The sequence below is a fragment of the Actinomadura graeca genome (assembly GCF_019175365.1).
Taxonomy (GTDB): domain Bacteria; phylum Actinomycetota; class Actinomycetes; order Streptosporangiales; family Streptosporangiaceae; genus Spirillospora; species Spirillospora graeca.
In genome coordinates this window covers 8689622-8712216 of record NZ_CP059572.1, presented here as the reverse complement: position 1 = coordinate 8712216, position 22595 = coordinate 8689622, and the positions used below count along the sequence as shown (strand labels likewise).

22 protein-coding genes and 2 tRNA genes are annotated in these 22595 nt (G+C 74.6%); 9 read left to right on the top strand and 15 right to left on the bottom strand.

Annotated elements, in window-relative coordinates; genetic code table 11:
- The first annotated feature begins 62 nt into the window (after positions 1-62).
- Positions 63-1055, top strand: coding sequence for a class I SAM-dependent methyltransferase (locus AGRA3207_RS38765; protein WP_231332335.1), 993 nt, complete (start codon positions 63-65; stop codon positions 1053-1055).
- A complete protein-coding gene (locus tag AGRA3207_RS38760; RefSeq protein ID WP_231332334.1) occupies positions 1052-1786 on the top strand; it encodes an SDR family NAD(P)-dependent oxidoreductase in 735 nt (244 codons plus the stop codon). The genes AGRA3207_RS38765 and AGRA3207_RS38760 overlap by 4 nt, the downstream gene beginning before the upstream one ends.
- 125 nt (positions 1787-1911) lie before the next feature.
- Here AGRA3207_RS38760 and AGRA3207_RS38755 read toward each other — a convergent pair whose 3' ends face one another.
- The gene (locus AGRA3207_RS38755) at positions 1912-2595 is read right to left on the bottom strand and encodes a GntR family transcriptional regulator (protein WP_231332333.1); all 684 of its coding nucleotides are present in this window, start codon (positions 2593-2595) and stop codon (positions 1912-1914) included.
- A 51-nt stretch (positions 2596-2646) separates the two neighbouring features.
- Complete coding sequence (locus tag AGRA3207_RS38750; RefSeq protein ID WP_231332332.1) at positions 2647-3387, bottom strand: alpha/beta fold hydrolase; 741 nt, start codon at positions 3385-3387, stop codon at positions 2647-2649.
- Between the two features lie 204 nt (positions 3388-3591).
- Between AGRA3207_RS38750 and AGRA3207_RS38745 the strand changes: the two genes are divergently transcribed.
- From AGRA3207_RS38745 to hpaD, 4 genes are read left to right on the top strand one after another with little or no spacing between them, the layout of a single operon-like run.
- A complete protein-coding gene (locus AGRA3207_RS38745; protein ID WP_231332331.1) occupies positions 3592-5022 on the top strand; it encodes a fumarylacetoacetate hydrolase family protein in 1431 nt (476 codons plus the stop codon).
- Positions 5023-5048: 26 nt separating this feature from the next.
- Positions 5049-5969, top strand: coding sequence for a 4-hydroxy-tetrahydrodipicolinate synthase (dapA, locus tag AGRA3207_RS38740; RefSeq protein WP_231332330.1), 921 nt, complete (start codon positions 5049-5051; stop codon positions 5967-5969).
- Between the two features lie 43 nt (positions 5970-6012).
- A complete protein-coding gene (gene hpaE / locus AGRA3207_RS38735) occupies positions 6013-7509 on the top strand; it encodes a 5-carboxymethyl-2-hydroxymuconate semialdehyde dehydrogenase (protein ID WP_231332329.1) in 1497 nt (498 codons plus the stop codon).
- 8 nt (positions 7510-7517) lie between these two features.
- Positions 7518-8531, top strand: a complete 1014-nt coding sequence (gene hpaD, locus AGRA3207_RS38730; RefSeq protein ID WP_231332328.1) for a 3,4-dihydroxyphenylacetate 2,3-dioxygenase — start codon at positions 7518-7520, stop codon at positions 8529-8531.
- A gap of 72 nt (positions 8532-8603) precedes the next feature.
- Here the strand turns inward: hpaD and dinB are convergent, their stop codons facing one another.
- The 5 genes from dinB to AGRA3207_RS38705 are packed head-to-tail and all read right to left on the bottom strand — an operon-like array spanning position 8604 to position 13386.
- Entirely contained in the window at positions 8604-9773 is a 1170-nt protein-coding gene (gene dinB, locus AGRA3207_RS38725) for a DNA polymerase IV (protein ID WP_231332327.1), read from the bottom strand.
- A gap of 34 nt (positions 9774-9807) precedes the next feature.
- Positions 9808-11082 (bottom strand): ABC transporter permease, encoded by a 1275-nt coding sequence (locus AGRA3207_RS38720; protein ID WP_231332326.1) that lies wholly within the window; start codon positions 11080-11082, stop codon positions 9808-9810.
- On the bottom strand, positions 11079-11795 hold the full coding sequence (locus AGRA3207_RS38715) for an ABC transporter ATP-binding protein (protein WP_231332325.1): 717 nt from the start codon (positions 11793-11795) through the stop codon (positions 11079-11081). The genes AGRA3207_RS38720 and AGRA3207_RS38715 overlap by 4 nt, the downstream gene beginning before the upstream one ends.
- On the bottom strand, positions 11792-12835 hold the full coding sequence (locus AGRA3207_RS38710; RefSeq protein WP_231332324.1) for a peptidoglycan-binding protein: 1044 nt from the start codon (positions 12833-12835) through the stop codon (positions 11792-11794). Before AGRA3207_RS38710 ends, AGRA3207_RS38715 begins: the two co-directional genes overlap by 4 nt.
- The gene (locus AGRA3207_RS38705; RefSeq protein ID WP_231332323.1) at positions 12832-13386 is read right to left on the bottom strand and encodes a hypothetical protein; all 555 of its coding nucleotides are present in this window, start codon (positions 13384-13386) and stop codon (positions 12832-12834) included. The genes AGRA3207_RS38710 and AGRA3207_RS38705 overlap by 4 nt, the downstream gene beginning before the upstream one ends.
- Before the next feature lie 157 nt (positions 13387-13543).
- Here AGRA3207_RS38705 and AGRA3207_RS38700 point away from each other — a divergent pair, with 157 nt between their 5' ends.
- Together AGRA3207_RS38700 and AGRA3207_RS38695 are read left to right on the top strand one after the other, a co-directional pair.
- Positions 13544-14200 (top strand): response regulator transcription factor, encoded by a 657-nt coding sequence (locus AGRA3207_RS38700; RefSeq protein WP_231332322.1) that lies wholly within the window; start codon positions 13544-13546, stop codon positions 14198-14200.
- Entirely contained in the window at positions 14197-15405 is a 1209-nt protein-coding gene (locus AGRA3207_RS38695; protein ID WP_231332321.1) for a sensor histidine kinase, read from the top strand. Before AGRA3207_RS38700 ends, AGRA3207_RS38695 begins: the two co-directional genes overlap by 4 nt.
- A 16-nt stretch (positions 15406-15421) precedes the next feature.
- Here the strand turns inward: AGRA3207_RS38695 and AGRA3207_RS38690 are convergent, their stop codons facing one another.
- The 3 genes from AGRA3207_RS38690 to AGRA3207_RS38680 are packed head-to-tail and all read right to left on the bottom strand — an operon-like array spanning position 15422 to position 18333.
- Positions 15422-16477: a DUF3533 domain-containing protein gene (locus tag AGRA3207_RS38690; RefSeq protein ID WP_231332320.1), complete on the bottom strand. Its 1056-nt coding sequence runs from the start codon at positions 16475-16477 to the stop codon at positions 15422-15424.
- Between the two features lie 54 nt (positions 16478-16531).
- A complete protein-coding gene (locus AGRA3207_RS38685) occupies positions 16532-17488 on the bottom strand; it encodes an MEDS domain-containing protein (protein ID WP_231332319.1) in 957 nt (318 codons plus the stop codon).
- The gene (locus AGRA3207_RS38680) at positions 17485-18333 is read right to left on the bottom strand and encodes an STAS domain-containing protein (RefSeq protein WP_231332318.1); all 849 of its coding nucleotides are present in this window, start codon (positions 18331-18333) and stop codon (positions 17485-17487) included. The genes AGRA3207_RS38685 and AGRA3207_RS38680 overlap by 4 nt, the downstream gene beginning before the upstream one ends.
- 171 nt (positions 18334-18504) lie before the next feature.
- Here AGRA3207_RS38680 and AGRA3207_RS38675 point away from each other — a divergent pair, with 171 nt between their 5' ends.
- Positions 18505-19014, top strand: a complete 510-nt coding sequence (locus tag AGRA3207_RS38675; RefSeq protein WP_231332317.1) for a mycothiol transferase — start codon at positions 18505-18507, stop codon at positions 19012-19014.
- Between the two features lie 4 nt (positions 19015-19018).
- Here the strand turns inward: AGRA3207_RS38675 and AGRA3207_RS38670 are convergent, their stop codons facing one another.
- From AGRA3207_RS38670 to AGRA3207_RS38650, 5 genes are all read right to left on the bottom strand, one after another.
- Complete coding sequence (locus AGRA3207_RS38670) at positions 19019-19408, bottom strand: STAS domain-containing protein (protein ID WP_231332316.1); 390 nt, start codon at positions 19406-19408, stop codon at positions 19019-19021.
- Positions 19409-19703: 295 nt separating this feature from the next.
- Positions 19704-20753, bottom strand: a complete 1050-nt coding sequence (locus AGRA3207_RS38665) for a S1C family serine protease (RefSeq protein WP_231332315.1) — start codon at positions 20751-20753, stop codon at positions 19704-19706.
- A 244-nt stretch (positions 20754-20997) separates the two neighbouring features.
- Positions 20998-21069 (bottom strand) — tRNA-Glu (locus AGRA3207_RS38660).
- 4 nt (positions 21070-21073) lie between these two features.
- A tRNA-Glu gene (locus AGRA3207_RS38655) sits at positions 21074-21145 on the bottom strand.
- A gap of 58 nt (positions 21146-21203) precedes the next feature.
- The gene (locus AGRA3207_RS38650) at positions 21204-22559 is read right to left on the bottom strand and encodes a glycosyltransferase family 4 protein (protein WP_231332314.1); all 1356 of its coding nucleotides are present in this window, start codon (positions 22557-22559) and stop codon (positions 21204-21206) included.
- Positions 22560-22595 lie beyond the last annotated feature (36 nt).

Here is a 22595-nt window from a genome sequence, read left to right as displayed (position 1 = left end):
GGCCGTTGGACCTATGATCGTATAGCATCTGGCATATTCTTTACCGCGAAGGAGACATCTTCATGTCGCATCCCGCCCCGGGTACCGACCCTTCTGGCATCCTCGGCGTCGCCACCGGATACATGGCCGCCAAGCAGCTCTTCGCGGCGAGCGAGGCCGGCCTGTTCGCCGCCCTCGCCGACGGCCCCGCGACCGTGTCCGAGATCGCCGGACGCACCGGGCTGCCGGAGCGCACCGCCCGGATCCTCGCCGACACGATGGCGGGCCTCGGGCTGCTGGGCCGCGAGGACGGCCGGTACTCCAACACCCCCGCCACCGCGGCCTACCTCGCGGGCGGCACGGACGAGACCGACCTGCGGCCGTTCCTGGCCTTCCTCGACGCGATCAGCTACGGGCACTGGCTCGGGTTCGCCGACACCACCCGCACCGCCGAGCCCCAGAAGCTCGACCTCGCGGGCGACCGGATGCAGACCTTCCTGGGCGGGGTCATGACCTACAACGCCCTGCACGCCCGGATGCTCGCCGACAACTTCGACTTCACCCGCTTCTCCCGCATCCTGGACTTCGGCGGCCTGTCCGGCTCGTTCCTGGCCGAGGCCCTGCGCTCCGCCGGGAACGCCCGCGGCACCTTCCTGTCCGGCGGCGAGCTCGTCGAGTTCGCCCGCAAGGTCATGGACGACGCCGGCGTCGGCGACCGTGTCGACGTGATCCAGGCCGACCCCCTGACCGGCGACGTCCCCGAGGGCTTCGACCTCGTCCTGCTGGAGCACGTCGCCCACCGCTACGACGCCGAGCAGAACAAGGCCATCGCCGAGCGCGCCCGCCGCGCCGCCGCCCCGGGCGCCACCCTCGTCCTGCTCGACTTCTTCCTGGACACCGACCGCGAGCAGCGCGTCCTCGACGCGGTGCACGCCGGAGAGTACCTGGTCATCGACGGCACCGTCGTCTACCCCGAGGACGAGGTGCGCGGCTGGCTCACCGCCGCGGGCTGGGAGCCGGTGGAGACGCGCGCGCTGCCCGGCAGCCCCCGCATCATCATCGCGGAGGCCCGGTGAGCGCGCGGGTCGTCCTCGTCACCGGCGGCGCCAGCGGCATCGGCCGCGGCATCGCCACCGCCTTCGCCGCCGAGGGCGACCGCGTGGTGATCGCCGACCGGGACGCCGACGCCGCGTCGCGCGTCGCCAAGGAGATCGACGCCCACGCCGTCACCGTGGACATCACCGACGCCGCGTCGGTCGCCGCCGCGGTCGCGCACGTGGCCGAGACCATCGGCCCCGTCGAGGTGCTGGTCAACAACGCGGGCCTCGTCGCCGGCGGCGGCCCGCTGACCTCCCTCCCCCTGGAGGTCTTCGACACGGTCGTGGCGGTGAACCTGCGCGGCACCTTCACCGTCACCCAGGCCGTCGCGAACCAGATGATCGAACACGGCACGCGCGGCCGGATCGTCAACGTCAGCTCCATCGGCGCCCGCCAGCCGACCGCCGGCCTCGGCCACTACGAGGCCACCAAGGCGGCCGTGGACGCCCTGACCCGCACCGGCGCCCTGGAACTCGCCGGCCACGGCATCCGCGTCAACGGCGTCGCCCCGGGCCCCGTCCACACCCCCATGACCGCGGGCCTCATGGACGACCCCCAGGCCCGCGCCGCCTGGGAGTCCCGCATCCCCCTCGGCAGGATCGCCACCACCGACGACATCGCCCCGCTGGTGCTCTTCCTGGCCTCCGACCAGGCCGGCCACATCACCGGAGCCGTCATCCAGGTCGACGGCGGCCAGCTCCTCACCTGAGGACACCCAGAACCCGGACACGCCGCTCCCCCCTCGCCCGGTGGGGAACGGCGTGTCCGCTGGTTCTTATTGGGGGGCTGGTTCTTATTGGGGGGGCGACCCCACGGGCGGTACGGCCCTGAGGGTCAGGCTTTGTGGGGGACGGGGTGGGCGCTGTGGAGGGCGTCGGCCGTCGCGTTCTTGTGGGCGCAGGCGATGCGCTCGATGTCGGTGGGGGCGGCGCCCTTGCTGATCAGGTCCAGGATGTGGCCGTGCTCGACCACCGAGCGGCGGGCGCGGCCGGGGACGTAGGTGAAGGTCGAGCGGCGCATGTGGTCCAGGCGCGTCCACTCGGCTTCCAGGAGGGAGCGCAGGTGCCCGTCCGGGCAGTGCTCGTAGATCGAGAAGTGGAACTCTCGGTTGAGCGCGGTGAAGGCGGTGGGGTCGAACTCCTCCAGCGCCTCCACCATCCGGTCGTTGATCTCGCGGGAGCGGGCGATCTGCGCCGCGGCCATGTGCGGGGCCGAGATCGCGGTCGCGTAGCCCTCCAGCCGGGCGAGGATCTGGAGGGTGTGCTCGACCTGCTCGGCGTCGAAGACCGCGACCCGGGCGCCGACGTTGCGCACGACCTCGACCAGGCCGTCGGACTGCAGGCGGCGCAGTGCCTCGCGCAGCGGGATCGTGCTGACCCCGGTCTCCTGGGCGAGCTGGTTGATGACCAGCCGGTAGCCCGGCACGTAGGTGCCTTCGAGGATGCGCGAGCGCAACAGCTCGTAGCAGAACTCGGCCTTCGACTCCTTGCCCTGCTCCTGCTTCTTGGCGGAACTCACCCGGTTCTCCTCATCCTCTGCCCGCACCCCCGACTCGGCCCGACCTTCCGGTCACCGTGCCAGTACGTCCAGCACCGTGTCGCGGAAACCCGTCCCGGCGAGCACCTCGTGGTGCGCGCCGGGCACGGTGACCAGTCGGGCCCCGCCGACCGACTCGGCGAGGCCGTCGATTCCTCGTGTCAGGTCATCATTCTCGCCGACGACGAAGACGGGAAGTGCCTTCGCGTTCCAAGGACCTCCCTGGAAGGGCACGGAGCGCAGCCCCTCCACGCAGAGGGCAAGGCCGGCGGCGCGGTCGCCGTGGGCGCCGACCATGCCGGCGATGGCGGCGGTGAAGGGGTCCTCGCACTCGGTGCCGTCGCTGACGGCGCGGTGCAGCGCCTCGATGTCGACGGCGGTGAACGGCTCTCCGGGCGCCAGTCCGCCGAGGACGGCGCGCTCCACGCGGCCAGGAGCGGCCGAGGGGATCTCCCAGGCGACGCGGGCGCCGAGGGAGTAGCCGACGATGTCGAACGTCGCGGCGCCGGCCTGGTCCATGACGGCGACGAGGTCCGCGGCGAGCGCGGGCGCCGTCACCTCGGCGGCCGACTCCGGCACCGGGCTGGCGCCGTGACCACACAGGTCGGGCACTATGACGGTACGGCCCGTGGCGGCCAGCGCGGCGGCGAGGCCGGTGTCGACCCAGTCGGCCGTCCCGTCGGAGCCGAAGCCGTGCACGAGCAGTACGGGCGGCGCGTCGGCGGGCGCGTCCGGGGTCAGCGTGCGCACGGCGAGACCTGGGGTGTCGGGCATCGTCCAGCCCCTCCTAGAGGATTTCGCATACGATTTGCGATCATACTGTACGGGCCGATCGCCACCCCTCTCACACCGAGGTCCGATTGGAACGATCGAAGTCACGCGTAGTGCACCCTCGTCATCGTGCATGACTTCATATACGATTTACGTGACCCCGTTCCGCGGGGTCACTGCTTCCCGTCCCGCTACAGGAGAGCCCCCGTGCCGCACCCCTTGGGCGACCGGCCCTCGAAGATCATCGCCGTCCATCTCAACTTCCCCTCCCGGGCGAAGGAGCGCGGCAGGATCCCCGCCGAGCCCTCGTACTTCCTCAAGCCGCCGTCCTCGCTCGCCGGGACCGGCGACCCGCTGGTGCGGCCGGCCGGCTGCGAGCTGATGACCTTCGAAGGCGAGATCGCCCTGGTCATCGGGCGGAGCGCCTCGCGGGTCTCCCCCGACGAGGCGTGGGGGCATGTGGCGTGGGTGACGGCGGCCAACGACGCGGGCGTCCACGACCTGCGCTACGCCGACCGCGGCTCGAACCTGCGGTCCAAGGGCTCGGACGGGTTCACCCCGATCGGGCCGCGGCTGCTGGACGCGGGGAAGCTCGACCCGGCCGCGCTGCGGATCCGGACGTGGGTGAACGGGGAGCCCGTCCAGGATGACACGACCGACACATTGCTGTTCCCTTTCGCCACATTGGTCGCCGACCTGTCCCGCCTGGTCACCCTGGAGGAGGGCGACGTCATCCTCACCGGCACCCCCGCCGGCGCCTCGGTGACCGCCCCGGGCGACGTCGTCGAGGTGGAGGTCACGGCCGGGGAGGCGTCCACCGGGCGGCTCCGCAACACGATCGTCGAGGCGGACCTCCCGCTGGCCGGCTGGGGCGCCATGCCGCGGGTGGACGAGTCGGTGCGGTCCGACGCGTGGGGTTCCTCCTACCGGCCTGAGCCCGCCCTGGACGAGGCGACCGCCGCGGCCCTGCGGAGCCTGTCGACCGCCACCCTCAGCTCCCAGATGCGCAAGCGCGGCCTCCAGCACATGAGCATCGACGGCGTCCACCCCGCGGACGGCGCCTCGAAGATGGTCGGCACCGCGCACACGCTCCGGTACCTGCCGCTGCGCGAGGACCTGTTCAAGGCCCGCGGCGGCGGCATGAACGCCCAGAAGCGGGCCGTGGAGGAGCTGCGCCCCGGCCAGGTGCTGGTCATGGACGCGCGGCGCGACCACTCGTCCGGCACGATCGGAGACATCCTCGCGCTGCGGGCCAAGGTGCGCGGCGCCGCGGGGGTCGTGACCGACGGCGGGCTCCGCGACAGCGCCACGGTCGCCGGGCTGGGGCTGCCCGTCTTCCACGCCGGGGCGCATCCCGCCGTCCTCGGCCGCCGCCACGTCCCCTGGGACACCGGCGTGCCCATCGCGTGCGGCGGGGCGCTGGTCCAGCCCGGCGACATCCTCGTCGGCGACGCCGACGGCGTGGTCGTCGTCCCCCCGGACCTGGTCGCCGAGCTCGTCGAGGACGCGATCGAGCAGGAGGCTCAGGAGCGCTTCATCACCGAGCGCGTCGCGGCGGGCGAGCCCATCGAGGGCCTCTACCCGATCGGCCCCCGCTGGCGCCCGGCGTACGACGCCTGGCGCCGCGACGGCCGCTGAACGTTTCGACCGAACGAGGAGCACACGTGAAGTTCCGCACCGACCCGTCGACGATCCGCGGGTCCATCGCGCCCGTCGTCACCCCGTTCGCCGCCGACGGCGCCGTCGACCACGACGCGCTGCGCGGTCTGATCCGCTGGCAGCTGGAGTCCGGCTCGCACGGGATCTCGCTCGGCGGCTCCACAGGCGAGCCGAGCAGCCAGACGGTCGCCGAGCGCGTCGCGGCCATCCGCACGGCCGCGGACGAGGTCGGCGACCGGGTGCCGTTCCTGCCGGGCACCGGCTCGGCCAAGCTGGAGGAGACCCTGGAGGTCACCGCCGCCGCCCGCGAGGCCGGTGCCGACGCCGCCCTGGTGATCACCCCGTACTACGCGCGGCCCACCCAGGAGGCCCTGTACCAGTGGTACGCGACGGTCGCGCGCGAGTTCCCCGACCTGCCGCTCGTCGTCTACAACGTCCCGTCCAGGACGTCGGTCGACATCGCGCCCGAAACGGTCCGGAGGCTGTTCACCGACTTCGACAACATCGTCGGGATCAAGGAGACGACCAAGGACTTCGAGCACTTCTCCCGCGTCCTGCACGCCTGCGGGCCCGAGCTGCTCGTGTGGTCCGGCATCGAACTGCTGTGCCTGCCGCTGCTGGCCCTCGGCGGCGCGGGCTTCGTCAGCGCCGTCGCCAACCTCGCGCCCGCCGCGGTCGCGCGGATGTACGAGCTGTGGACGGCCGGCGACCACGCCGCCGCCCGCGACCTGCACTACCGGCTGCACCCCCTCGTCGACCTGCTGTTCGTCGAGACCAACCCGGCCCCCGCGAAGTGGGTGCTGGAGTCGCGCGGCCGGATCCCCTCCGGGCACGTCCGGCCGCCGCTCGCCGCGCCGTCCGACGAGGCCCTCGTGCGCATCCGCGCACTGCTCGACCAGGGCGGCGACCTCGCCGCGGACATCTGACCCGCGGCCGCGCCGTCCCGCCACCGAACCGGAAGAGAGACCGATGCCCGTCCCCTCCACACCCGCCCGCCCCGACGGCCTGCCGGAGCACATCCGGCACTGGATCGGCGGCGCGTTCGCCGACAGCGCCGGCGGAGCGGTCTTCGACGTCCTTGACCCCGTCTCCAACACCCGCTACGCCACCGCCGCCGCGGGCGGCGCCGCCGACGTGGACAAGGCCGTCGAGGCCGCCCGCGCGGCGTTCCCCGCCTGGGCGGCCCTCGGCAACCGCGAGCGCGCCACGATCCTCAACCGCATCGCCGACGCGGTCGAGGCCCGCGAGGACCGGCTCGCCGCGTTCGAGTCGTTCGACTCCGGGCTGCCGATCACCCAGGCGCGAGGCCAGGCCCGCCGCGCCGCCGAGAACTTCCGCTACTTCGCCGACGTGATCGTCGCGCTCGGCGAGGAGGCGTTCCGGGTCGGCGACCAGCAGATCAACTATGTGGTGCGGACGCCCGCCGGCGTGGCGGGGCTGATCACGCCCTGGAACACCCCGTTCATGCTGGAGAGCTGGAAGCTCGCCCCGGCGATCGCGTCCGGCTGCACGCTCGTGCTGAAGCCCGCCGAATGGACGCCGCTGTCGGCGAACCTGTGGCCGGAGATCTTCACCGAGGCCGGGGTCCCGGCGGGCGTGGTCAACATCGTCCACGGCATCGGCGAGGAGGCGGGCCAGGCGCTCGTCGACCACCCCGACGTGCCGCTGCTGTCCTTCACCGGCTCCACCGACACCGGCCGGCACATCATGCGGTGCTCCGCCGACGGCCTGAAGGAGCTGTCGATGGAGCTGGGCGGCAAGTCGCCCGTCGTCGTGTTCGCCGACGCCGACCTGGACGCCGCGCTGGACTCGGTGATCTTCGGTGTGTTCTCGCTCAACGGCGAGCGCTGCACGGCGGGCTCCCGCGTCCTGGTCGAGCGGCCGGTCTACGAGGAGTTCACCCGGCGGCTCGCCGAGCGGGCCGAGAAGGTCAAGGTCGGGCCGCCGTCCGACCCGGCCACCGAGGTCGGCGCGCTCGTCCACCCCGAGCACTACGCCCGGGTCATGGGGTACGTGGAAATCGGCCAGCGGGAGGCCAAGCTGATCGCGGGCGGCGGCCGCCCCGACCACCTGCCGGAGGGCAACTACCTCCAGCCCGCGGTGTTCGGCGACGTCCCCCGCGACGCCCGGATCTTCCAGGAGGAGATCTTCGGCCCGGTCGTGGCCGTCGCCGCGTTCGACGACGAGGCCGAGGCGATCGAGCTGGCCAACGCCACCCGGTACGGCCTGGCCGCGTACGTGTGGACGGGCAACCTCAAGCGCGGCCACCGGATCGCGCACGCGGTGCGGTCGGGTATGGTCTGGATCAATTCCCACAACGTCCGTGACCTGCGCACCCCCTTCGGCGGTGTGAAGGACTCCGGTCTCGGCCGGGAGGGCGGGGCGCACAGCATCGACTTCTTCTCCGAGACCAAGATCGTGCATGTCATGCTCGGCGAGGTGCACACGCCTCGCTTCGGCGCGTAGGAGTACCCATGAGCACACCCCCCGACGTCATCCGCTCCGCCTACACCCAGCTGGCGGTCACGGACCTGGCGCAGTCCCGCTGGTTCTGGGTCGACATGCTCGGCCTCCACGTCCAGCACGAGGAGCCCGGCGCCCTCTACCTGCGTGGAACGGACGAGCTCACCCACCACTCGCTGGTGCTGCGCGCCGGGCCGGTGGCGGCGCTGGACCACCTCGCCTACCGGGTCCGCACCCCCGAGGACGTCGATCACGCCGAGTCGTTCTTCACCGCGCTCGGACGGCCCGTCCGCCGCCTCCCCGCGGGGACGGGCACCTACGGCGTCGGCGACGCGGTCCGGGTCGTCGACCCGCTCGGGTTCACCGTGGAGTTCTTCCACGAGATCGCCCGCGGCGAGCGTCTCATCCAGCGCTACGACCTGCACCGCGGCGCGCAGGTGGCGCGGCTGGACCACTTCAACATCTGCACGCCCGACATCCCCGCGGCCTACGAGCACTACCGCTCGCTCGGCTTCGGCTGCTCGGAGACCATCGAGGGCGACGAGCACGAGCTGTACGCGGCGTGGATGTACCGGAAGCAGACCGTGCACGACGTGGCGTTCACCGGCGGCGCGGGCCCCCGCCTGCACCACATCGGGATGGCGACCCACGAGTCCCACCAGGTGCTGCGCACCGCCGACATCTTCGGGTCGCTCGGCAAGGAGCACCACATCGAGCGCGGGCCCGGGCGGCACGGCGTCTCCAACGCCTTCTACGTGTACCTGCGCGACCCCGACGGGCACCGGGTGGAGATCTACACCTCCGACTACTACACCGGCGACCCCGACCACGAGACGTTCCGGTGGAACGTCCACGACGACCGGCGCCGCGATTTCTGGGGCAACGCCGTGATCGAGTCCTGGTACAAGGAGGCCTCCCCCGTCCTGGACCTGGACGGCCGCCTCCAGCCGATCGCGGAGGCCGACCTGGACGAGTCCGCCGTCCAGGTGGGCGCCGACGGGCTCGGGATCGTCGAACCCTCCTGAGGCCCGGACCTTCTCCGGCACCGCCCGGCGGCCCGCACGACGACGGCCGCCGGGCGCCCGGCCCTTCCGGCCTCAGTCCGGGAGCATCGGCATGGAGACGCCCGGGTCCCGCCCGAGCAGCACCGCCCGGGTGATCGCGGAGGAGCCGAACCGGTCGCGGACGCCGTCGACCGCGCGGTCCACGGCCCGGCCCTGGTCGAACGGCAGCGCGAGCTGGACGGCGCGGTCGTCGTGCAGGTCGCCGAGCGACACCCCGACGAGCGTCAGGCCGCGTTCGGCGATCATCGGCGCCGCGGCGGCGAGGAGCCCGCGCAGCGCGGTCAGGATCACGGCGGTGTCGGCCGTGGCCTGCGAGAGGGTGCGCGAGCGGGTGGCGCGGGCGAAGTCGCCGAACCGCAGCCGCAGCGTGACGGTCCGGCAGACGCGGCGCGCCTTGCGGAGACGGCCGCCGAGGCGGTCGGCGAGCCCCACCACGATCACGTCCAGCTCCCCCGGCGTCCGCTCGCGCCGCCCCAGGGCGCGCTGGGCGCCCATCGAGCGGCGCCGCACGCCGGTGCGGACGGGCCGCGGGTCGCGGTTGCGGGCCAGGGCGTGCAGATGCCGGCCCGCGCCGGGGCCGAGCAGCGCGGTCAGCGTCGCCTCGGGCATGTCCGCGACGCCGCCGACGGTCGTGACGCCGTACCGCGCCAGCTTGGCGGCCGTGGCGGGTCCGACGCCCCACAGCCGCCGCACCGGCAGCGGCCGCAGGAAGTCCAGCTCGCCGTCCGGCGGGACGACCAGGAGCCCGTCGGGTTTGGCGACGCCGCTGGCGACCTTGGCGAGGAACTTCGTCCGCGCCACCCCTACCGTGATCGGCAGCCCGACCTCCTCGGCGACCTCCCGCCGCAGCGCCGCCGCGACGCGGGCGGGCGCGCGGCGCAGCCCGTCCACGTCGAGGAACGCCTCGTCGATCGACAGGCCCTCCACCAGCGGCGTCGTCGCGCGGAACACCGCGAACACCGCGCGGCTGGCCGCCGTGTAGGCCGCCATCCGGGGCGGGACGACGACGGCGCCGGGGCACAGCCGGCGCGCCTGGCCGCCGCTCATCGCGGTGCGCACCCCGAACGCCTTGGCCTCGTAGCTCGCCGCCAGCACCACCCCGCCGCCCACGATCACCGGCCGGCCGCGCAGCGCGGGGTCGTCGCGCTGCTCGACCGACGCGTAGAACGCGTCCAGGTCGGCGTGCAGGATCGTCGCGGACACGAACATATGTTCGCATAGTCGGGACGGGCCGGCCTCACGGGGCCGCGAGGGCCTCGGTCGGCGCCAGCCGGGCGGCGCGGACGGCCGGGTAGAGCCCGGCGACGCCGCCGATGACCAGCGTCGCGAGGATCCCGCCGGCCATCGCCCACGGCGGCACCACGGTCGGCCAGCCCCGCGAGACCGCGAACGCCGCCGTGACCGCGGTGCCGAGCGCGACGCCGCCGGCCCCGCCGAGCGCGGCCAGCAGCTGCGACTCGGTGAGGAACTGCAGCCGGATCTGCCCGCGGGTCGCGCCGAGGGAGCGCCGCAGCCCGATCTCGGCGCGCCGCTCCAGCACGGAGATCACCATCGTGTTGGCGACGCCGACGCCGCCGACCAGCAGCGCGACGCCGCCGAGGCCGAGCAGGAGCCCGGTGAACGCCTTGTCGGTGGCGTTCTGCGCGGCGAGGGCGTCGGAAGGGCGGCTGACCTCGACCTCGTTCGGCGCCTCGGGGCTGGCGGTGGCGGCGAGCAGGCCCCGCACGGCCTCCACCGACTCCTTGCCGGCGCGGGTGTAGAGGGTCGTCGGGTGCCCGTCGAAACCGAGCTGGGACCTCGCGGCGTCCCAGCCCACGAGCGCGGCCGAGTCCAGTTCCGGCGCGAGGCCGTTGGCAGCGAGGATCCCGACGACCGTGAACCACCGCGAGCCGAGCCACACCTGGACGTTCGGCGCCGAGACGCCGAGGCGCGCCGCCGAGTCGGCGCCGAGGACCACCGCCGGGTAGCGGGCCGTCCCGGCGTTGAGCCAGGTCCCCGCCGCCATGCCGAGCCCGATCGTGCGGGGCAGGTCCACCCGCGCCGCGAGGACGGTGATCCCGCCGCTCTCGGCCTCCGGGATGCGGTCGTTGCGGTAGACGCGGACGTCCTTCAGCGTGCCCGTGGCGGAGACCGACCGGACGCCCGCGATGCGGCCCACCATCCCGACCGACGCCTCGGGAAGCTGGGCGTCGTCGCCGAACAGGTCCCGGCCCGGGCCCACCGTCAGCAGGTTCGTCCCGAGCCGGTCGAGCGTCGCCTGGAGCTGGGCACGGCTGGAGGTGGAGATCCCGACGACGCCGATCATCGCGGCGATGCCGATCGCGATTCCGAGCGCGGACAGGAACACCCGCATCGGCCGGGCGCGCAGCCCGGCGGCGCCGACGCGCAGCACGTCCCGGGGGCCGAGGCGCGCCGGGCCGTCCTCGCGGCGGTGCCTCCGGCGCCCGTCCGCCCCGCCGCGCCCGTCCGCCCCGCCGCGCTGGTCCGGCCGCCGCCCGCCGATGCGCCTCATCGCGCCGCCTCCGCCCGTGCCTCGTCGTGGACGACCCGCCCGTCGCGCATCCGCACCTGGCGGGGCAGCAGCGCGGCGATGTCACGGTCGTGGGTGATCAGGACGACGGTGGTGCCGCCGCCGGACAGCTCGCGCAGCAGGTCCAGGACGCCCGCGCCGGACGCCGAGTCCAGGGCGCCGGTCGGCTCGTCGGCCAGCAGCACCGCGGGCTCGCCGACCACCGAGCGGGCGATGGCCACCCGCTGCTTCTCGCCGCCGGACAGCTGGTGGGGCCGGTGGCCGAGGCGGTGCCCGAGCCCGACGCGCTCCAGGGCGCGCCGGGCCCGGGCACGGCGCCGCGCCGCCGGCACGCCCCCGTACAGCAGCCCGTCGGCGACGTTGTCCAGGGCCGTGACCCCGGGCGCGAGGTGGAACTGCTGGAACACGAAGCCGATCCGGCGGGCCCGCAGCGCGGACAGGCGCCGGTCGGACAGCGTCGAGACGTCCCGGCCCTCCACGAGGACGGTCCCGGTGCTCGGGCTGTCCAGCGTCCCGAGCAGGTGCAGCATCGTCGATTTGCCCGAGCCCGACGGCCCGACGATCGCGACGAGCTCGCGGGCCCCGATGCTCAGCGACACCCCGTCCAGCGCGGAGACCCCTCCCGGGTAGGTCTTGGTGACGTTCCGCAGCTCGACGACCGGGCCCGTGCCCTCCCCCGGGTCTACTCCGCTCATGACGGGACTCCCACCTTCATGCCCTCGGCCAGCCCCGCCCCGGAGACCTCGACCTTGCCTTCGGTGAACACACCGGTCTCCACCGCGACGGTGCGGACGACCCCGTCCCGGACGACCTGCACCGCGTAGCCGCCGTCGCCCTGCGCGAGAAGCGCGGCGATCGGCACGGCGAGGACGCCGCGGTGCCGTTCCGAGATCAGGTTCACCCGCACCGGCGCCTTGTCGTAGGAGCCGAGCGATCTCTGGCCGCGGACCTCGACCGTGACCGCGACGGTCGTGGGGTCGTCGCCCTGCCCCTCCTTGGCGACCTTGCCGACCGAGGTGATCCGGCCCGTGGTGGTCCCGCCGTCCGGCAGCTCGACCTCGACCTTCGCGCCCTTCTTCGCCAGCCGCTGGTACCGCACGTCCAGGTCGACGCCGACCACCCGCGCGGTGCCGGTGTAGGTGAGGACGGCCCCGCCCGGCCTGCCGCCGACCGGCGTCTTGCGCGCGGCCACCCGGATCTCCCCCGGCGTGATCACCACCGAGCCGGGCGCCACCGTGCCGGTCTCGGCGACGCCGAGGGCTTCCTGCCAGCGCCGGACGGCGGCGGCGGTGCCCGTGCCGTATTCGCGGTCGACGGTGAACCCGGTGTAGCCGAGGGCCCGCAGGTTCCGCTCGAACTGCAGCACGTCGGCGCCCTTCATGCCGGCCCGCAGGGTCCGGTACAGCGGCAGCCTCCCGTACAGCAGCGGGACCGGCGCGTCGTCGATCCGGTACACCGGCCGCCCGCGCGCGATCACCGACCCGGGCGCGGCGAGCCAGGTCAGCGTCCCGCGCCCGGCACCGGACACGGTGTGCTCGCCGCCGTAGCCGAGGGTGCCGTCGACCTGCTGGGTCTCCACCAGCGTCGTCCTCTCCACCGGCGCGGTCGCGGGCGGCGGCGTGCCGTGCCGCGCGGACGGATCGCCTCCGCCGCCGAGGCCCGCGGTGGCCAGCCCGGCGGCGCCGACCGCGACCGCCCCCGCCGCGCCCAGGACGGCGGTGCGCGTCCTGGTCAACTCCCGTCCCCCTGGGAGCCCGTGCCCGGGTCGTCGCCGCCGGCGCCACGCGTGAACTTCCTGCACGCCTTCTCGGCGTCCTTGAACCCCTGGCTGTTGGGATCGATCCCCGTGCCCTTCCCGGCCTTGAGGCGCATGCTGCCATCGGGCTGGGGGTCGGGGAAGCTCGGGACGCCGTTGGCGCGCATGCACTTGGAGTAGGCCCGCTGCTGGGCGATCTGCTCCGGCTTGGGCTTGGTCGGGCGTCCGCCGTTGGGCATCAGGTGCCGGCACTTCTTCTGGGCCTCCTCCATGACCCTCGGCGCGCCGCCTCCGTCCCCCTTCTTGGATCCGGCCGACGTCTTCGCCATGGGCTCGCCGTCGCCCTTCGGGTCCTCCATGTCCACGCCGTTGGCGCGCATGCACTGCGCGAACTTGCGCATCTTCTCCAGGTCGCCGGCCGCCTTGGCGGTCCCGGACGAGCCCGCCTTCCCGCCGTCGCCCCCGCAGCCCTGCAAGCCGAGGACGAGCACCGGCGCCAGCACCAGCGCCGCGAGCGTCTGCCGTCGCATCGAAGCTCTCCTTCCGCCTCCGGACGCGCTCCGGCGGCGCCCGCCAGTCCAGCGGCAGGCCGGTAACCCCGCTGTAACCAGTTCTCGTTACGCCCGCGTTACGCCCGCTGCCGGATGCTGTTGCGGCAGACGACGACGGGGTGGGAGGACGGCCGACGTGCGCGTACTGATCGCCGAGGACGAGCGGATGCTCGCCGATTCGATCGCCGAGGGGCTGCGGGCCGAGGCGCTCGCCGTGGACGTGGTGTACGACGGGGACGCCGCCCTGGAGCGGCTCGGGGTGAACGACTACGACGTGCTCGTGCTGGACCGCGACCTGCCGGTGGTGCACGGGGACGACGTCTGCCGCGCCGTGGTGGAGTCGGGCGCGCTGGTCCGCGTGCTGATGCTGACAGCGGCGGCCACGGTCCCGGCGCGGGTCGACGGGCTGCGGCTCGGCGCGGACGACTACCTGACCAAGCCGTTCGCCTTCGAGGAGCTGGTGGCCCGTGTCCTCGCGCTCGGCCGGCGGGCCCGCCCGGCGGACCCCCCGGCGCTGGAGCGCGGCGGCATCCGCCTCGACCCGGCCCGCCAGGAGGTGCTGCGGGACGGCCGGTACGTCCACCTGGCGCGCAAGGAGTTCGGGCTGCTCGCCGAGCTGCTGCGCGCGGACGGGACGGTCGTGTCCGCAGAGCGGCTCCTGGAGAAGGTCTGGGACGAGCACACCGACCCGTTCACCAACACCGTCCGGGTGACGTTGATGAAGCTGCGCCGCAAGCTCGGCGACCCCCCGGTGATCGAGACCGTCCTGGGAGCGGGGTACCGGATCCCATGACGGGGCTCGCCGACCGCCTCCGCCCGACGATCCGGATGCGGCTGACGCTCCTGTGCGCCGGGCTGTTCCTGGCCGCGGGGACCGTCCTGCTGGGGCTGACGTACGTGCTGGTCGACAACAGCCTCCAGGAGCCGCCGGGGCTGGCGGAGAGCGACCGCACCTACGCCACCCCGCCGTGGAACCCGGCGGATCCGGCGACCTCCAACGCGACGATCACGACCCAGAAGGTCCAGGGGGAGGTGACGAGGGCGGCGCTGAAGTCGCAGGAGGACACGCTCAACGCGCTGCTGACCCAGGGCGCGGTCGCGCTGGCGCTGGTCGGGGCGGCGGGCCTCGGGTTCGGCTGGCTGCTGGCCGACCGGGCGCTGCGGCCCGTCCACACGATCACCGAGACGGCGCGGCGGGTGGCGCGCAGCCACGACCTGACCGAGCGGATCGCCTACGAGGGGCCGCGCGACGACGTCAAAGAGCTGGCCGACACCTTCGACACCATGCTCGGCCGGCTGGCCCGCGCGTTCGACGGCCAGCGGCGGTTCGTCGCCAACGCCTCCCACGAGCTGCGCACCCCGCTCGCCATCAACCGGACGCTCGTGGACGTCGCGGTGCGCCGTCCCGAGGCGACCGACGACGTCAAGCGGCTCGGGGAGTCGCTGCTGGTCGTCAACGGGCGCCACGAGCGGCTCATCGACGGGCTGCTCACCCTCGCGGGCACCGAGAACGCGATCGTGGACGCCAGCCCGCTGGACCTCGCGGACGTGGCCGGCCACGTCCTGGAGCAGGCGGCGCCGGAGGCGCGGGAACGGGACGTGGGCACCGTGCGCCGCCTCGGCCCGGCACCGACCTCGGGAGACCCGATGCTGGTGGAGCGGCTCGTCCAGAACCTCGTCGAGAACGCGATCCGGCACAACCACGGCGGCGGCGAGCTGACGGTCCGCACCCGGGGCGAGGACGGCTGGTCGGAGATCGTCGTGTCCAACACCGGCCCGGTGGTGCCCGCCTACGAGGTCGAGACGATCTTCGAGCCGTTCCGCCGGCTGGGCAACGACCGGGTCCGCTCCGACCGCGGCTCCGGGCTGGGGCTGTCGATCGTCCGCGCCACGGCGACCGCGCACGGCGGCACGGTGACGGCCGCCCCCCGCCCCGACGGCGGCCTCGACGTCACGGTCCGGCTGCCGGGGCGCCCGCCGCCGGGCCCGCCGGTGTGAGCGCGGACCCGCGGTGTCATCCGGCCGCCGGGGTCCCGGCGCGGCGCCGGCGGATCACGGACGACCCGATCGCGGCGGCCGTCCCGGCGACGGCGTAGGCGGCGAGCACCCAGAGGGCGTGCGCGATGGCGTGGCCGGAGAAGTAGACGACGTTGCGGACGGCCGTCGTCGCCGCCCCCGTCGGGAGCCACTCGCCGATGGCGCGCCAGAACGGGGGCAGCAGCGACCTCGGGTACACGCCGCCCGCGCTGGGGTTGCCGAGGACGACGAACAGCAGGATCGCCACGCCGATCCCGACGATCCCCAGCAGGGTCTGGAACGCGGCGGTGGCCGCCGCCGTGGCGAACACCACCAGCGTGCCGACGGCCCACAGCGCGAGGAAGTGCCCGGGCAGCGCGCCGAGGACCGGCCCGGCGATGACGACGCCGCCGAGCCCCGACACGACCGCGCACGCGGCGAGCGCGCCGAGGCGGATCACCGAGCGCCGCGGCCCGGCGGGGCGTGCGCCGCCCGCGAGCCCGAGGATGGCGGCGGCGAGGTAACCGCCGATGACCCAGCCGAGGATGAGGTAGAACGAGGACAGCCCGCGGCCGTCCTTCGCGCCGGGCGGGCGGATGTCGACGACCCGCGCCTGCCGGTGCCGTGTCCCTTCGAGCTCGGTGGCGATCTGCTCCGCCGTGGTGGACACCGCCGGGCCGCCCGCGGACGCCACCAGCAGCGTGTCGGTGGCGCCCCGCGGGTCCACGACGATCGCCGCGTCCACCGTCCGGTCCATGATCATTTGTCGGGCGTCCCGCTCGGAGGCGGCGGTGCGGGCCCGGACCGGGTCCCCCTTCAGGCCGTCGAGCGTCGCGACCACCTGGCCGGCGGCCGACCCGGGCGCGACCACCGCGACCGGGATGCGATGCGGCGTCGGCGAGTGCAGCGCGCCGATGTAGGACAGGATGAACCCCAGCTGCAGCGCCAGCACGCCCGCGACCAGGCCCAGCGAGCGCGGGGTGACCGCGTCGCGGAGCTCGGCCGCGAAGCCGCGTGCGGGCGGGTCGCCATCCGACGGCGCGCGTGTGCTCATGCCGGTCCACTACCCGCCCGGCCGATCTTTGCGCGCCGCGCGCCGGCCGTCTTTTCAGGCGGGCGGGCCGGGGCCCGTCCCGGCGGCGCGCAGGTTCGGGGTGTGCAGCCGGACGGTCGCGCCGTCCGGGCCGCACCGGACGTCGAGGTGGTCGCAGATCTGGCGGGCGAGCCAGAACCCGTCCCCCGGCCGCGGGTCGAGCGTCGGCGGGTGCAGCCCGATGAACGGGTCGAGGGACGTGGTCTCCGGCAGGTGCACGTCGCAGACGACCTCGCCGGGACGGGCCCACAGCGCGACGGTGGGCCCGCCGGGCCCGTCCGCGGCGCCGCCGAGGATCTCGCCGACCGCCGCGGAGAAGATCATCAGCTGTTCACCGAGGAGCCCCAGCATGGCGGTCTCCATGACGACGGCGTGCCGCATCCGGCCCAGGTCGCCGCCGTAGCCCAGCACCACGGCGTCCTCGGGCCGCCCGGGCAGTTCGGTGGAGCGGTGCCGGACGAACGAGACGGGCTCGGTGTAGGCGCCGCTGGCGGCCACGGTGGTGCCGTCGACCATGTGGGGGTGCGTGCGGCGCGCGTTGGCCACGATCTCCGGCGGGACGTCGCGGACGTCGTACGGGCAGATCATGTGGATGCCGGTCCCGGTGAGGACGGTGTTGAGCGCGGACTCCATGCACTCCCACGCCTCGACCTGGCGCGCCGAACGCCCCGACCACACCGGCTCGGCCAGGATGCGGACCCGGACGGCGTGGGGGTGCCGGTACCGGTAGCCGGTGAACGCGGCGACGCGTTGCGGGGGCCGCCGCCCGAAGTACGCCGTCTCGGCGAAGTCGACCTTGTGGGCGTGCCGTCCGAGGGCGTCCTGCACCAGATCCAGATTCGCCGGCTTCGTGGTGACCAGGACGGGTTCGTCGCGCCGCAGTCCCTCGGCGATGAACGGCACCGCCATCCCGAGGAACTCCTCGTCGCCGGCGTACACGCAGCCCTGATGAACGAACTCGGAACCGCTCACCTCCACCCGCCCTCCTCCATCACGAGCCGGTGATCCCACGGGAAGCTCCGCAGGATCGCCCGCACGACCGGGCCGGGCGCGTGCAGGACGAGCCGGTCCCCCACCGGCATCCCCGCGGCGGTGCGGGCCAGCACCCGCACCGCCGCGACGTCCGCGTACCGCAGTCCCCGCATGTCCAGGTGCAGGTCACGGCCGCCGCGGACGGCGTCCCGCAGCTCCGCCTCCAGCCGGTCGAGGCTCGACCGGTCGGCCTCGCCGCTCAGCCGCAGGCCCGCCGGGCCGGTCAGGCGCTCCACGCACAGCAGCGGGCCGCGCCGCAGCGCCTCGCACGCCTCCAGCGCCGGCGCGTGCCCGGCCCGCAGCGCGCCGAAGGGTCCGGCGGGCAGCCCGATCCGGTCGCCGTGGCAGATCAGCGCCGGCGGACGGGGCTGGGCGGAGCAGACCGCCGCCAGCGGGCAGCCGGATCGGGCCGGGACCCCGGCGCGCAGGAGCCCGGTGAGGTCCACGCAGACGCGCAGGCCGCGCAACCCGAGCCGCGCCGCCTGCGCCGACTGCCCGCGCAGCACGTCCACCAGCCTGCCCTCGTCGAGCCGCCCCGCGGCGAACCCCGCGTCGCCCGGCGCCTGCACCGTCACCTGGCCGTGACCGAGGAGCGCCCGGTCACCGTGGCCGCCGAGGCGGGCCGCCCAGGCGCCGCCGTCGATGAGCACCGCCCGCTCCCCGCGTTCCGCCGCGGCGGTGACGTGCGCCGCCCACAGCGCGCGGCGCTCGTCCTCGCCCGTGTAGCCGATCCAGACGTGATCGCCCTGCTCGACCCCGAACACCGTGGTCAGCGGGCCGGGCACGGCCCGCCTTCCACCGGCCGAACGCGCGTTCGCAGCACCGACCCCCCTCTCCGCGACTACGCCAAGGATCGCGTTGATCACGTTGCGTATCAAGCGGAACGGCGTGATCGGCCCGCGTCCGGCGGCAGGGCGCGCTGAAACGGCGGCGTGTTCCGGGGTAGCGTCTGGTCAATGACCAGTGCAGAACTGCTCACCGACGCGTTCGGCCGGATCCAGGAGGTCGTCCGCGAGGCGGCCGGCGGGCTCACGCCGGAGCAACTCGCCTTCCGCGCCGACGCGGACGCCAACACGATCGCGTGGCTGGTGTGGCACCTCACCCGCGTCCAGGACGACCACATCGCCGACGCCGCCGGGACGCCGCAGGTCTGGACGTCCGACGGCTGGGAGCGGCGGTTCGGGCTGCCCTTCGCCCCGTCCGAGACGGGCTACGGGCAGTCCCGCGACGAGGTCGCCGCCGTGCGGGTCGCATCGGCGGACCTGCTGACCGGCTACCACGACGCCGTGCACGACCGGACCGTCGCCTACGTCGGCGCGCTGACCGACGGGGACCTCGGCCGCGTCGTGGACGAGGCGTGGGACCCGCCCGTCACGCTGTCGGTGCGGCTGGTCAGCGTGGTCTCCGACGCCCTCCAGCACGCCGGGCAGGCGGCGTTCGTCCGCGGGCTGGTCCAGCGCGCCTGAACGGTCAGGGCTCGGTGGCGCGGGCGCCGGGCCGCCGGTCCGGCTCCGCGGGCGCGGTGTCGAGCGCCGCGGCGAGGCTCGGGTGGATCGTCAGGCGCTGGTCCAGGTTGGTGACCTGCAGGACGCGGGCGACCCGCTCGGACACCGGCCCGGCCAGCGCCGCGCTCCCGCCGCGTCCCTCCGCGGCCAGGTAGAACCGCAGCAGGAGGCTCAGCCCGCTGGAGTCCAGGAACGCGAGGCGCTCCAGGTCGAAGACCAGGTGCTCGCCGTGCTCGCGGCGGCCCTCGCGGATGGCGCGCTCGGCCTGCTGGACGGTCGCCAGGGACAGGTCCCCGGCCAGGGCGATCACGGTGCGCGGGCCTTCGGCCCTGCAGGTGACGGTGCACACGGTCATCGGTCCTCCCCACCCCTCACCCCGGACGCACGGCGTCCGCCACCGCGACGTTCCGGCAACGCCCGATTGTCCCCCGTCCCGGCGGTGAAGGGGATCGGCACCCGCGAATCTGCCGGGTGATTCCTGACCGGAACCGGCCCGTCCCGGGGGGTGTGGGGGGTCGTCCCCCCACGAGGGACAGGTCTGTTCCGGGGGGTGTGGGGGGTCGTCCCCCCACAAGAGACAGGCCCGTCTCGGGGGGTGTGGGGGGCGTCCCCCCACAAGAGACCGGGCTCGTCCCGGGGGCATGCGGCCGTCAGTCCGCGGGGAGCTCGCCGAGGGTGACGCCGAGCGTCTCCTTCGAGCCGTCCGGACGCTGGATCTGCAGGGTGACGGTGCCGCCGGGCTTCAGCCCGGCGAGGACCCCGGACAGCGCCGTCTGGTCCGGTGTGGCGGTGCCGTTCGCCGAGAGGATCAGGTCGCCCGGCCGGACGCCGGCCTTCGCCGCGCCGCCGCCGGGCGCGACCTCGACGATCGCGACGCCGCCGCCCTGCCCGGACGGGCCGACGACCGTCCGCACCGTGGCGCCGATCGCGGCGCGGCCGGAGTCGGTGACCCTGCCGTCGCGGATCAGCTGCGGGACGATGCGCTTGACGGTGTTGCTCGGGGTGGCGAACCCGATGCCGATGGCCGCGCCGCCCATCTGCGGGTCCGAGGCGGCGGCCGTGGGGATGCCGATGACCTGGCCGTCCAGCCCGACAAGGGCGCCGCCGCTGTTGCCGGGGTTGATGGCGGCGCTGGTCTGGACGGCGTCGGCGATCGTCGCGCCGGGGAAGTCGCCCTCCTGCTTGGTCGACACCGTGCGGTTGAGCGCCGAGACGATGCCGTTGGTGACGCTGCCCGCCAGCCCCAGCGGGTTGCCCATCGCGAGCACGATCCGCCCGACCTCGATCTTGGCCGAGTCGCCGAACGAGGCCGGCCGCAGCGCGCCGCCCTCCACCTTGACGACCGCGAGGTCGTCGGCCGCGAAGGCGCCCACCGGTGCCGCCTTCAGCGCGGCGCCGCCGCTGGACGCCGTGACCTGGATCCTCCGCGCCCCGGCGACCACGTGCGCGTTGGTGACGACGTGGCCCTCGCCGTCGAAGACGACGCCCGAGCCCTCGCCCTGATCGGTCTCGATCTTCACGACCGACGGGAGCACGGCGGCGACGACCTGCTCGTACTGCCCCTGGAGTTGCGTCGCTCCCCCGTTCGGCGTGGGCGCCCGCCCTCGCGCCGCCCCCGCGTCCCCGTCACTGCATCCGCCGAGCGCGAGCACCCCCGCCAGCGCCGCCGCACCCATCCGGACGTTGCGTGTCCTGCCCATGAGCCCACCTCCGGGACGGGTCCTTCCCCGTCCTGCCCGGGCGGGGCGTGACTCGGCGAAGGGCGCGCACGGCACGCTGAACGCGGGGGCAAAGCGGGCGCCCCCGCGGCGAAGCGGAGGTCAGCGGCGAAGGGACGGCCCGCCCATTCCCTACCGTCGCGGCAAAGACCCGGCCAAGAATGCGGCGGCCGCCGCCGTCGGCACGCCGGCGGCCCCGCGTGCCTGCCGGCAGTGCGGTCTTGCGTAGCCGGGACGGGATTCGAACCCGCGCCTTCCTCAGTGAAAATGAGGGGACCTGCCTTTAGTCGACCCGGCCTGGGCAGCGCGTACGAGGATCGAACTCGTGTTCCCACGGTGAGAACGTGGTGTCCTGGCCACTGGACGAACGCGCCTGGACGAGCAGAAGGCCGCCGTTCCGAGGGGAAGGCGGCCGCCGCGGGCAGACCGCGGCTACGAGCCTTCGGGAGAGCGTTCGCGCTGGTGGTCCATGGCGTCGGTCTCCCTTCCTGTCGGCTGCTCCAAGCATGGGCGATGGGCGGGTCCGGGCGCAATCGGATTGTGCGGGCGCAGCTCGGCCAGCAGCCGCGTCCACCGGCGGCCGATGTGGCGCAGGTCGTAGGCGCGCGCGGTGTGGCGGGCCTCCTCGCCGAGGCGGTCGCGCAGGGCGGGGTCGGCGATGAGCGCGCCGAGGGCGGCGGTGAGCGCGGTGACGTCCCCGGGCGGGACGAGGAGCCCGTCGTGTCCCGAGGTGATGAGGTCGGCCGGGCCGGTGCGGCAGTCGAAGGCGGCGACCGGGAGGCCCTTGCCCATGGCCTCGATGACGACCATCGGCAGCCCCTCGCGGCGGGACGGCAGGGCGAACACGGACGCGTCCTCCATCTCCGCCGCCAGGCGGGCCGTGGCCGGGCGCAGGTCGACGCGGCCGGTGAGCCCGCGTTCGGCGACCATGGCGCGCAGCCGGGCGTCGCCGGAGCCGGAGCCGAAGATGCGCAGGGTCCAGCCTGGGTGGGCGGCGGCCAGCGGCTCGAAGGCCCGGATGAGCAGGTCGAAGCCCTTGGTGTGGACGAGCCGCCCGGCGGCGAGGACGACCGCGGCGTCGCGGCGGGAGGGCCCGCCGGGCAGGTCGGGCGAAGCGTTCGGGATGCGGACGACCCGGACGGGCGCGTCCCGCAGCGCCGCCGCGTATTCGGCGCGGGCGGTCTCGGTGAGGGTCGCCAGCGCGGTGAGGCGGCGGTACCGCCGGACGATCTGGCGGCGGAGGCGGGGCCGGTAGGCCGGCAGGCTCATGTGGTCCTGGCCGACCGTCACGACGCCGCCCGGGGCGAGTTCGGCGGCGAGGAGGTTGAGGGACGGCCTGGTCGCGATGAGGACGTCGGGGGGCGTGTCGCACAGGGTCCGCAGGAGCCGCAGGTCCGTCCACAGGGTCATGCCCCGGAACGACGCCTCGTCCACCGGGGTGAGGAGGCTGGGGAGGCGCGCCAGGACGCGGGCCGGGCCGGAGCGCGGCGAGACGCGGTCGTCGGCGAAGACGACGCCGACGTCCGGCGGGAGGGGGAAGAACGGCCGCTCGCGCTTGCGGACGACGCTGACGATCTCGACGTCGTGGTCGCGGGCGAGGTGGCCGCACAGGTTCAGCACGGTGCGGACCGTGCCGCCGGTGCCGTGGGCGTGCTGGAGGAGCACGCGGACGCGCAGCCGTCCGCGCGGCGGCGGCACGCGGCGCCATCGGAGCGGGCGCAGGGCCCACAGCGCGGCCCGGCGGAGGATGCGGTGCATGCCCCGCCGGGCGCGCTTGAACGGGCTCATCCGGGTCTCGTGCCCGGGATCAGGTGACCGGCAACA